The organism is Candidatus Burkholderia verschuerenii (assembly GCF_001189365.1).
In the GTDB taxonomy this organism is placed as follows: domain Bacteria; phylum Pseudomonadota; class Gammaproteobacteria; order Burkholderiales; family Burkholderiaceae; genus Caballeronia; species Caballeronia verschuerenii.
In genome coordinates, this window is record NZ_LFJJ01000186.1 from 1 (window position 1) to 11,070 (window position 11,070).

Sequence of the window (11,070 nt, forward strand, 5' to 3'; positions counted from 1 at the left end):
TCCTCGATACGCGCAAGACGCTGCCGGGTCTCAGGCTCGCGCAGAAATACGCGGTGCGCGTCGGCGGCGGCGCGAACCAGCGGCTCGCGCTGTACGACGGCATTCTGATCAAGGAAAACCACATCGCGGCGGCGGGCGGCGTGGGCGCGGCGATGGATTCGGCCATCGCGCTGAATGCGGGCGTGACGATCCAGATCGAAGTGGAAGCGCTCGAGCAATTGGAAACGGCGCTGGCGCATCGCGCGGAATCGATCCTGCTCGACAACTTCACGCTCGATGCCATGCGCGACGCCGTGCGGATCACGGCGGGCAGGGCGCTGCTGGAAGTGTCCGGCGGCGTGAACTTCGATACGGTCCGCGCGATCGCCGAAACGGGCGTGGACAGCATTTCCATCGGCGCGCTCACGAAGGACGTGCGCGCGACCGATTTCTCCATGCGTCTCGTTTAGCGTTCAGATCGAGGTGCGGCGCGCGGCCGGCGGCATCAGTACCGTCGGCAGCGCCTTCGGCAACGTCTCGGGCCAGTCGCGGTTGTAGTGCAGGCCGCGGCTCTCGCGCCGCGAGCACGCGCTTTCGACGATCAGCGACGCGACATCGACGAGATTGCGCAACTCCAGCAGATCGCGGCTCACCTTGAAATTCGCGTAGTACTCGTGGATCTCGTCACGCAACAGCGCGATGCGATGCTGCGCGCGCGCCAGCCGCTTGTCCGTCCGGACGATGCCCACGTAATTCCACATCAGCCGGCGCAATTCGTCCCAGTTGTGCGCGACGACGACTTCCTCGTCCGGATCGGAGACGCGGCTTTCGTCCCAGTCGGGCAATTCGGCGTGGCAGCCGTTGGAGTAGCCGTCCGCTTCGATCGCCTGCGCCGCAGCGCGTCCGACCACCAGGCATTCGAGCAGCGAATTGCTCGCGAGCCGGTTGGCGCCGTGCAAGCCGGTGTAGGCCGTTTCGCCGACCGCGTACAGGCCCGGACGATCGGTGCGCCCGGCGAGGTCGGTGACGCCGCCGCCGCAGGTGTAGTGCGCGGCGGGCACGACCGGAATCGGTTCTTTGGCGATATCGATGCCGAATTCGTTGCAGCGGGCGAGGATCGTCGGAAAGTGTTCTTCGAGAAACGCGCGCGGCTGATGGCTGATGTCCAGATACACGCAGTCGATGCCGCGCTTCTTGATCTCGAAGTCGATCGCGCGCGCGACGATATCGCGTGGCGCGAGTTCGGCGCGTTCGTCGTGCGCGGGCATGAAGCGCGTGCCGTCGGGCAGGCGCAGCACGCCGCCTTCGCCGCGCACCGCTTCCGAAATGAGGAAGGACTTCGCGTACGGATGGAACAGACAGGTCGGATGGAACTGGATGAATTCCATGTTCGCGACGCGGCAGCCCGCGCGCCACGCCATCGCGATGCCGTCGCCGGTCGCAGTGTCCGGGTTGGTCGTGTACAGATAGACCTTGCCCGCGCCACCGGTGGCCAGAACCGTATGCGGCGCCTGTATCGTTACTGTTCGGCCGGTGTTCAGATCGAGCGCATACAGTCCATGACAGCGATGCCCCGGCAAACCGAGCCGGTCCGACGTGATCAGATCGATCGCGTAGTGATCTTCGAGCACGGTGATATTGGGATGCCACCGCACGCGCTCGTACAGCGTCGAGACGACGGCGTGACCGGTGGCATCGGCTGCGTGGATGATGCGGCGGTGACTATGACCGCCTTCGCGCGTCAGATGGAAGCCGAGTTCGGCGGACACATCGCGCGTGAAGGGCACGCCTTCCTCGATCAGCCATTCGATCGCCGCGCGGCCGTGTTCGACGATGAAGCGCGTCGCGGCTTCGTCGCACAAACCGCCGCCCGCGACCAGCGTATCGGACACGTGCTCGTCGATGCTGTCGGCCGAATCGAGCACGGCCGCGATGCCGCCTTGCGCGCGATCGCTCGCGCCTTCGTTGACCGCGCGTTTCGCGACGATCGCGACGCGCCGCGTTTCGGCCAGATTCAACGCGGCACTCAATCCCGCCAGACCGCTTCCCACGATCGCTACATCGAAATTCATGCCGCAAAGTCTCCGTGCGTGTTCCCGTTGTGCGTGTCCGGCGCGTGCCCGCCGAAGCGCATAAGCCGGCAAGCATACCCGCAGCCGGAAGCACGGACGGATAAGACCCGCGCACAAATGTGTGAAAAGAGCTTTAAAAACTGCCAAGAAAACAAAAAGCCCCGCGCGATGGCGGGGCTTTTTGCTGTCTTCGTACTACAGGCACTCAAGTTCAAGATTTACTTGATCTTGGTTTCCTTGTAGTCAACATGCTTGCGGGCGACCGGATCAAATTTCTTGATCAGCATCTTTTCCGGCATGTTGCGCTTGTTCTTGGTGGTCGTGTAGAAGTGACCCGTGCCAGCAGTCGACTCCAGCTTGATCTTGTCGCGTGCGCCTTTGGCCATGTGCGTGCTCCTTAGATTTCACCGCGTGCGCGCAAATCTGCGAGCACGGCGTCAATACCGTTCTTGTCGATCAGTCGCAGACCGGCGTTCGAGACGCGCAGACGGACCCAGCGGTTTTCGCTTTCAACGAAGAAACGGCGGTTCTGCAGGTTTGGCAGGAAACGACGCTTGGTCTTGTTGTTTGCGTGGGAAACGTTGTTGCCCGACATCGGGCCTTTCCCAGTTACTTGGCATACGCGTGCCATGCTGACACTCCTAATTAAGTCTGATGCAAACGTCCGGCGAATGGAGGCTCGACTGCTAGGGTTCGCCGATGTCTCTTGCTTCACCCGGTTGCCTTTACCGGGGACTTGGCAGCACGGTTATGCCAATGAGACTACGTAAGTCAGAACAGGTCAGAACAGGTTAGCTTGAAAAAGCAAACGCAGATGATAGCAGGAAAAGTCCTGCAATATCAAGACTTTTTGGTCTCAAACGCGCTCATAGCCAGCCTTCCTGGGCAAACGAGCGAATTTCGTTCGCCCCGATGATGAAGTGGTCCAGCAGCTTGACATCGATGAGCGCCAGCGCGTCACGCAGCGTGCGCGTCAGGTTGTGTGATCGGCCGCGCTCGGCTCCGCGCCGCCCGACAGATGATTATGCGCCACGATCAGCGCCGCCGCGTTCAGTTCGATCGCGCGGCGGACAATTTCGCGTGGATACACCGCCACGCGCGTCAGCGACCCTTGCGCCGATTCTTCGCACGCAAGTAATTTGTGTCGCGCGTCGAGATAGGTGCAGACGAACACTTCGCGCGGCTTGCCGCCGATCAGCAAGCCGATGTGCTCCGTCAGGAAGGTTCGCACGGCGATCGGCGAATTCAGCAGCGTGCCTTCCCGCGCGCGCTCCATCAGAATGCGGCGACTCAACTCCGACACCGCCAGCAGCGTGGCCGCGCGCGCCGTCTTGACGCCGTGCAGCGCGCACAACTGCGTCGGCGTCGCGTTCATCAGGTTCTTCAGCGAGCCGAAATGGCGGATCAGATCGCGCGCCAGATCGATAGCTGAGACGCCTCGCGCGCCGGTGCGCAGGAAAATCGCCAGCAATTCGGCGTCGGACAGCGCTTCCGAGCCGCGCTCCAAGAGGCGTTCGCGCGGACGCTCGGCCTCCGCCCAATGGCGGATCGCGAGGTGCCGCTTGTCGCGCTTGCGGGCGGGCATCGGCGGATGCGACGTCGGCACATCCGCGGTCATTGCGTGCTCCTGTGAAGTTTTGTCGCGCGCGGCATCGACCTGGCGCTAATTCCTGCAAGCGCGGACTGTCGCAACTGTGTCTTACAATACTGGTTTCGGCGACCGGCGCGTCCGGCCGCCACGCGGTTCGCGGCATCCTGCCGGCAAGCCACAGCGCCGGGCGCGTCACGATCGCGCCGCGCCCATCTGACTGAACCGCCATATCCAATACTCATGAGCATCATCGATATCTCCGAGGTGAAACCCGGTTCGCACGTCACGCTTCATTACCGGCTCGCGCTTGCCGATGGTGCCGACATCGTCAATACGTTCACGGAAAAGCCTGCGACACTGCTCCTCGGCGCGGGCCAGTTGGCCCCGCCTCTGGAAGAGATTCTGCTGGGTTTGAAGGTCGGCCACCATTCGACCTTTCGGCTAGAGCCGGATCAGGCGTTCGGGCCGCGTAACCCGGAACTGGTGCAGTGGGTGTCGCTGGCCACGCTGCGCGAAAACAGCATGATCGGCGAGGATTTTTCTCCCGGCGATCTCGTCGAATTCAACGCGCCGAACGGCGGGCGCTACGCGGGCGTGCTCAAGGAAGTCGGCGAAACCGCGGCGCTGTTCGATTTCAACCATCCGTTGGCCGGCCAGCCGCTGGCCTTCGAAGTGAAAATCATCGGAATTCTGTAAGCCATGAGCGTGACCGAAAGTCTCAACGAAGTTCAGACCGACATCGAAATCCTGCTGGCCCAGCCGCGCGGCTTTTGCGCGGGCGTGGACCGCGCCATCGAGATCGTCGAACGCGCGATCAAGCTGTTCGGCGCGCCGATCTACGTGCGCCATGAAATCGTGCACAACGCGTATGTCGTCGCCGATCTGCGCAAGAAGGGCGCGATTTTCATCGAGGATCTGGCCGACGTGCCGGAAGGCACCACGCTGATCTTCAGCGCCCACGGCGTCTCGAAGGCGGTGCGCGCCGAAGCCGATACGCGCGGCCTGCGCGTGTTCGACGCCACTTGCCCGCTCGTCACCAAGGTGCACATGGAAGTGGCGAAGATGCGTCAGGACGGCTTCGATATCGTGATGATCGGCCACAAGGGCCATCCGGAAGTCGAAGGCACGATGGGCCAGTCGGGCGAGGGCATGCATCTAGTCGAGGACATCGCCGATGTCGCGAAGCTGGAGTTGCCGGACCCGAGCCGCATCGCGTACGTGACGCAGACGACGCTTTCCGTCGACGATGCCACCGGCATCATCGATGCGCTCAAGGCGAAGTATCCGCTCGTGAAGGAGCCGAAGAAGCAGGACATCTGCTATGCGACGCAGAACCGGCAGGACGCGGTGAAGATCCTCGCGCCGCAGTGCGACGTGGTGATCGTGGTCGGCAGCCCGAACAGCTCGAATTCGAGCCGTCTGCGCGAAGTCGCGGAAAAGCGCGGCATTCCCGCCTATATGGTCGATTCGCCGACGCAGATCGATCCGAAGTGGGTCGAAGGCAAGAAGCGCATCGGCGTGACGGCGGGCGCATCGGCGCCGGAAGTGCTGGCGCAGGCAGTCATCGCGCGGCTGCGTGAGCTCGGCGTGCGCAGCGTGCGATCGCTTGAAGGCATCGAGGAAACCATCGCGTTTCCGCTGCCGCGCGGGTTGTCGCTGCCGCAGTGAGCGTCGCCAAAATTAGATGAAGTTCTCGAAGAAGCGCCTCCGGGCGCTTTTTTGTTATCCGGCTTCAGGAAAGGAACCCTCGCGCCGTTAGTAAGGCCAAAGTGGTTGGCACCGTTCTGGGGCATGGCGATCGACACGCGTTTTTCGGTCGCCGAACCGGTCCGCAAACGTCAACGCCGGGACGAGCAAATAAACCTGCTTCCATTATGGTGCAACTGCTGCACAGATTCGGTTCGCAACCCGGTTGCGCCTTTGGCGAAAAATCGGCCGAAAAGAGCGGTTGCAATGCTGGAAAACCCCGCCACACAAGAATATTGCTCGTCTCATATTTAGCGTTACAATGCGCGTGGTCTGAGCCTGGAAGGGGTTTGTGACACGAGTTTTTCGAGGCGCAGGAGACCTATTTGATGCGATTCAAGTTTGCTTACGCCGTGTCTATCGCGGCTGCGGTTGCAATGGCAACCGCATGCGGCAAAAAGGACGAAGGCGAAGCGAGCACGCAGGCGACAGCGGCCAGTTCGGCATCCGCCGTGCCGGCGGCGAGCGAGGCGACGGTCGTGAAAATCGGTCATGCCGCGCCCCTGACGGGCACGCAGGCGCATCTGGGCAAGGATAACGAAAACGGTGCGCGCCTCGCGCTGGAAGAGATCAGCGCGCAAGGTCTGACGATCGACGGGCATTCGATCCATCTCGAACTCGACAGTCAGGACGATGCCGCCGATCCGCGTACCGGCGAAGAAGTGGCGCAGAAGCTCGTCGACGACCATGTGGTCGCGGTCATCGGGCATATGAACTCGGGCGTGTCGATTCCCGCCTCGAAGATTTACAGCGATGCCGGCATCACCGAGATTTCGCCTTCCACGACGAATCCGGCCTACACGCAGCAGGGTTTCAAGACGACCTTCCGCGTCGTCGCGACCGATGCGCTGCAAGGCCCCGTGCTCGCCGGCTACGCGCTCAAGACGCTGCACGCGAAGAAGATCGTCGTGATCGACGACGCCAGCGCCTACGGCCGCGGCCTTGCCGACGAATTCGTCAAGGCGGTGCAGGCGGGCGGCGTGAAGATCGCGGATCGCGAAGCCACGACCGAGAAGGCGCGCAACTACAAGGCGATTCTCACGAAGATCAAGCGCATCCAGCCGGACGTCGTGATGTACGGCGGCATGGACGTGACAGGCGGTCCGTTCGCGAAGGAAGCGGCGGCGGCGGGCATCAGGGCGAAGATTCTCGCGGGCGACGGCGTGTGCACGGGGCAGACGCGCAGCTCGCCGGCGACGCGGTGCAGAACATCGTCTGCTCGGAAGCGGGCCCGGCGCTTAAGAAGCTGGACAAGGGTCTGGACTTCGAGAAAAAGTATCAAGCCCGCTTTAACGAGCCGGTCCAGAACTACGCGCCCTACACCTATGACGCGATGTATCTGATCGTCGACGCAATGAAGCGCGCCAATTCCATCGAAGCGCCCAAGGTGCTCGCGGCGATCGCCACGACCGATTACAACGGTCTGACCGGGCATATCGCATTCGATGACAAAGGCGATTTGAAGGCGGGGACGATTACGCTTTACGACTTCAAGGACAAGAAGAAGGACGTACTCGACGTCGTGAAGCAGTAGCAGTGGCCTGAGGTTTGCATCCTGGTTGGCGCCTAACCTGAAGCGCCGTTTTCGTATCCGTTCGAAGGACGACTGCAGCCCTATCCGGCAGCGGACGGACCGACGAACGTTAACCCTTACCGGTTTTTTCAAAAATACGCGCAGTGCCACTTCAGATTTCGCTTCACACCGGTTTATCGGCCGGTGATAAAGGCGTTATCCGAAATGCACGGGGCTAAGGAGCTTTAGATGGATATTTTCATCCAGCAGATCATCAACGGTCTGGTGCTTGGCAGCGTCTACGCCATCATCGCGTTGGGTTACACGATGGTGTACGGGATTCTCGGCATCATCAACTTCGCGCACGGCGACGTGCTGATGGTCGGCGCGATGGTCGCGCTTTCCGCCATCGGCGTGATGCAAAACCACATGCCGGGCTTGCCCGGGCCGATCATGCTGTTGATCGCGCTGGTCATCGCGGCCGTGGTGTGCGCGGTCGTCGGGTACACCATCGAGAAGGTCGCGTACCGGCCGCTGCGTAAAGCGCCGCGTCTCGCGCCGCTGATCACCGCGATCGGCGTGTCGATCCTCTTGCAGACGCTCGCGATGATGATCTGGGGCCGCAATCCGCTGGCCTTCCCGCAGCTGCTGCCGACCGATCCGCTCAACGTGATCACCGTCGGCGAGAACAATCCCGGCGCGGTGATCTCGATGACGGAAATCGTCATTATCGTGGTCGCGTTCCTGGTGATGGCGGGCCTGCTGCTCCTCGTGCACAAGACCAAGCTCGGCCGCGCGATGCGCGCGATCGCCGAGAATCCGGGCACCGCGTCGCTGATGGGCGTGAACCCGAACTTCGTGATCTCGGCGACCTTCATGATCGGCTCGGCGCTGGCAGCGTTGGCGGGCGTGATGATCGCCTCGGAATACGGCAACGCGCACTTCTACATGGGCTTCATCCCCGGCCTGAAGGCGTTCACGGCGGCGGTGCTGGGCGGGACCGGCAACCTGGGCGGCGCGATGGTCGGCGGCGTGCTGCTCGGTCTCATCGAACAATTGGGCGCCGGTTACATCGGCAATCTGACGGGGGGCGTGTTCGGATCGAACTATCAAGACGTGTTCGCCTTCATCGTGCTGATCATCGTGCTGGTGTTCCGTCCGTCGGGTCTGCTCGGCGAACGTGTCGCGGACCGCGCTTAAAGACCGTGTGAGGAGCTGAATAATATGACTTCGATTCAACGGATTGAGCCGTCGACAACGCTCATCCCCGAGAAGAACACGACCAAGACGCTGGTCGTCGGCGCGCTCGTCATTGCCGCGCCGATGATCATCGGCGCAGCGGGCGGCAACTACTGGGTCCGCGTGCTCGACTTCGCAATGCTGTACGTGATGCTCGCGCTCGGCCTCAACGTGGTGGTCGGCTTCGCCGGTCTGTTGGACTTGGGCTACATCGCGTTCTACGCGGTCGGCGCGTACACGGCGGCTTTGCTGTCTTCGCCGCAGCTGTCGACGCAGTTCGAATGGATCGCGCATCTCGCGCCGAACGGGCTGCATGTGCCGTTCCTCATCATCGTGCCGATTGCGATGGCGCTCGCGGCGACCTTCGGCGTGCTGCTCGGCGCACCGACGCTGCGTCTGCGCGGCGACTATCTCGCGATCGTGACCTTGGGTTTCGGGGAAATCGTCCGGATTTTCATGAACAACCTCGATCGTCCGATCAACATCACGAACGGCCCGAAGGGTATTACCGCGATCGATCCGGTGACGGTGGCAGGCTTCAACCTGCCGCAGACGCACGAGTTCTTCGGCATGAAGTTTCCGTCCGTATACATGTACTACTACCTGTTCGTGCTCGGCGCGCTGATCGTGATCTGGGTGTGTACGCGTTTGCAGCACTCGCGTATCGGCCGTGCATGGGCCGCCATTCGCGAAGACGAAATCGCCGCGAAGGCGATGGGCATCAACACCCGTAACGTGAAGCTGCTCGCGTTCGCGATGGGCGCATCGTTCGGCGGTTTGTCGGGCGCGATGTTCGGCGCGTTCCAGGGCTTCGTGTCGCCGGAATCGTTCACGTTCTGGGAATCGATCGTCGTGCTGGCGTGCGTGGTGCTTGGCGGCATGGGCCATATCCCCGGCGTGATTCTCGGCGCGGTGCTGCTCGCCGTGTTCCCCGAATTCCTGCGCTCGACGATGGGTCCGCTGCAGAACGCCATCTTCGGCCATCAGATCGTCGATACCGAAGTCATCCGTCAGCTGCTGTACGGCCTGGCGATGGTGCTGATCATGCTGTATCGCTCGGAAGGTTTGTGGCCGGCCGCGAAACACGAAGACAAGATCGCGAAGATCGCGAAGCGCAACGGCAAGAAGCCGGTGCGCGCTTAAGGCGGGGGATTGAACATGAGCGAAAAACAAACGCGACTTTCCGTGAAGGGCGTGAACAAGCGCTTCGGCGGCTTGCAGGCGCTGTCCGACGTCCGCCTCGAAATCAAGGAAGGCGAGATTTACGGTCTGATCGGGCCGAACGGCGCGGGCAAGACCACGTTCTTCAACGTGATCACGGGTCTCTACACGCCGGATTCGGGCGAATTCAAGCTCGACGGCACGGACTACAAGCCCGAGGCCGTGTATCAGGTGGCGAAGGCGGGCATTGCGCGCACGTTCCAGAACATTCGTCTGTTCGGCGGCATGACCGCGCTGGAAAACGTGATGGTCGGCCGTCACGTTCGCACGAAGCACGGTCTGATCGGCGCGGTGTTCCAGATGCCGGCCGAACGTCGCGAAGAGCGTGAAATCAAGGAGCGCGCGCTCGAGTTGCTCGAGTACGTCGGCGTGCTGCAATACGCGGATTACACGTCGCGCAATCTGTCGTACGGTCACCAGCGCCGTCTGGAAATCGCGCGTGCATTGGCGACCGATCCGAAGCTGCTCGCGCTCGACGAACCGGCGGCCGGCATGAACGCGACGGAGAAGGTGGAACTGACGCGTCTGCTCGACAAGATTCGTTCGGACGGCAAGACGATTCTCCTGATCGAACACGACGTGAAACTCGTGATGGGATTGTGCAACCGCATGACGGTGCTCGATTACGGCAAGGTGATCGCCGAAGGTCTGCCGCAGGACGTGCAGAAGGACCCGAAGGTGATCGAGGCATATCTGGGTGCGGGGGTGCATTAAATGTCGACCACGAACGCGATGTTGAAGGTCAAGGGTTTGCAGGTGAACTACGGCGGCATCCAGGCGGTGAAGGGTGTCGATCTGGAAGTCGCGCAGGGCGAACTGGTCACGCTGATCGGCGCGAACGGCGCGGGCAAGACCACGACGATGAAGGCCATCACCGGTTTGAAGCCTTATTCGGGCGGCGATATCGAGTACATGGGCCAGTCGATCAAGGGCGTACCGACGCACGAGCTTTTGAAGCGCGGCCTCGCGATGGTGCCGGAAGGGCGCGGCATCTTCGCGCGGATGTCGATCATCGAGAATATGCAGATGGGCGCTTATCTGCGTAACGACAAGGATGGCATCGAGAAGGATACCGAGCGGATGTTCGGCTTCTTTCCGCGTTTGAAGGAACGCGCGTCGCAGTATGCCGGGACGTTGTCCGGTGGTGAGCAGCAGATGCTCGCCATGGCGCGGGCGCTGCTTTCGCGGCCGAAGCTGCTGTTGCTCGACGAGCCTTCGATGGGGCTTTCGCCGATCATGGTCGAGAAGATCTTCGAGGTCGTGCGGGAGATTTCCAAGGAAGGACTGACCGTATTGCTCGTTGAGCAGAATGCACGGTTGGCTTTGCAGGCCGCTAATCGTGGGTATGTGATGGACTCCGGTACCGTCACCATGACCGGCGATGCCAAGACCATGCTTGATGATCCTAAGGTTCGGGCTGCTTATCTCGGTGAGTGATTTTTTTTACCCTGCGGGGCGTGCGTTTTTTTTGCACGTCTCGTGGGGTGCTGTTTTCTCTTGTTGTTGTGGTTTATTCAGTAGCCGCCTCCCCGGCGGAGGGGTCACCTTTCTTTGCGGCGGCAAAGAAAGTAACCAAAAAAAACCGCTTGGCCGATCCTAAGCACCTTCTTGAGCGGCCCCGGCACAGAACCTTAGACTTGGCACAGCGATAGCGAGTGTTCGCGGTAGTGTGCAGAATGATGTGCAAAAACGCTGAGGCGGCAGGAGCG

At 61.7% G+C, this 11,070-nt stretch carries 10 protein-coding genes and 2 pseudogenes; 8 read left to right on the forward strand and 4 right to left on the reverse strand.

All coding sequences use genetic code 11. The annotated features are described in order from the left end of the window. A partial coding sequence (locus BVER_RS23695; protein WP_369094841.1) for a nicotinate-nucleotide diphosphorylase occupies window positions 1-449 on the forward strand: 449 nt, incomplete at its 5' end. 3 nt (window positions 450-452) lie between these two features. On the opposite strand, the gene nadB is transcribed toward BVER_RS23695, so the two are convergent. The 4 genes and pseudogenes from nadB to radC all read right to left on the reverse strand — a co-directional run bounded on the left by nadB (window position 453) and on the right by radC (window position 3,669). Further along, entirely contained in the window at window positions 453-2,051 is a 1,599-nt protein-coding gene (nadB, locus tag BVER_RS23700) for an L-aspartate oxidase (RefSeq protein ID WP_050455366.1), read from the reverse strand. Between the two features lie 218 nt (window positions 2,052-2,269). Then, the gene (gene rpmG / locus BVER_RS23705; RefSeq protein ID WP_014190626.1) at window positions 2,270-2,437 is read right to left on the reverse strand and encodes a 50S ribosomal protein L33; all 168 of its coding nucleotides are present in this window, start codon (window positions 2,435-2,437) and stop codon (window positions 2,270-2,272) included. Between the two features lie 11 nt (window positions 2,438-2,448). Beyond that, entirely contained in the window at window positions 2,449-2,682 is a 234-nt protein-coding gene (gene rpmB, locus BVER_RS23710) for a 50S ribosomal protein L28 (protein WP_008351171.1), read from the reverse strand. Between the two features lie 235 nt (window positions 2,683-2,917). After that, window positions 2,918-3,669 (reverse strand): annotated as a pseudogene (gene radC / locus BVER_RS23715) (RadC family protein). Window positions 3,670-3,882: 213 nt separating this feature from the next. Here radC and BVER_RS23720 point away from each other — a divergent pair. The 7 genes and pseudogenes from BVER_RS23720 to BVER_RS23750 all read left to right on the forward strand — a co-directional run bounded on the left by BVER_RS23720 (window position 3,883) and on the right by BVER_RS23750 (window position 10,798). Beyond that, complete coding sequence (locus tag BVER_RS23720; RefSeq protein ID WP_050455367.1) at window positions 3,883-4,338, forward strand: FKBP-type peptidyl-prolyl cis-trans isomerase; 456 nt, start codon at window positions 3,883-3,885, stop codon at window positions 4,336-4,338. 3 nt (window positions 4,339-4,341) lie between these two features. Then, complete coding sequence (gene ispH, locus BVER_RS23725) at window positions 4,342-5,310, forward strand: 4-hydroxy-3-methylbut-2-enyl diphosphate reductase (protein WP_050455368.1); 969 nt, start codon at window positions 4,342-4,344, stop codon at window positions 5,308-5,310. 407 nt (window positions 5,311-5,717) lie between these two features. After that, window positions 5,718-6,922: pseudogene (locus BVER_RS23730) on the forward strand (branched-chain amino acid ABC transporter substrate-binding protein). 228 nt (window positions 6,923-7,150) lie between these two features. Next, the gene (locus BVER_RS23735) at window positions 7,151-8,101 is read left to right on the forward strand and encodes a branched-chain amino acid ABC transporter permease (protein WP_050455369.1); all 951 of its coding nucleotides are present in this window, start codon (window positions 7,151-7,153) and stop codon (window positions 8,099-8,101) included. Between the two features lie 24 nt (window positions 8,102-8,125). Beyond that, entirely contained in the window at window positions 8,126-9,283 is a 1,158-nt protein-coding gene (locus BVER_RS23740; RefSeq protein WP_050455370.1) for an ABC transporter permease subunit, read from the forward strand. A gap of 15 nt (window positions 9,284-9,298) precedes the next feature. Beyond that, window positions 9,299-10,075, forward strand: coding sequence for an ABC transporter ATP-binding protein (locus tag BVER_RS23745; RefSeq protein ID WP_050455371.1), 777 nt, complete (start codon window positions 9,299-9,301; stop codon window positions 10,073-10,075). 18 nt (window positions 10,076-10,093) lie between these two features. Then, window positions 10,094-10,798 (forward strand): ABC transporter ATP-binding protein, encoded by a 705-nt coding sequence (locus tag BVER_RS23750; RefSeq protein WP_157056193.1) that lies wholly within the window; start codon window positions 10,094-10,096, stop codon window positions 10,796-10,798. Window positions 10,799-11,070 lie beyond the last annotated feature (272 nt).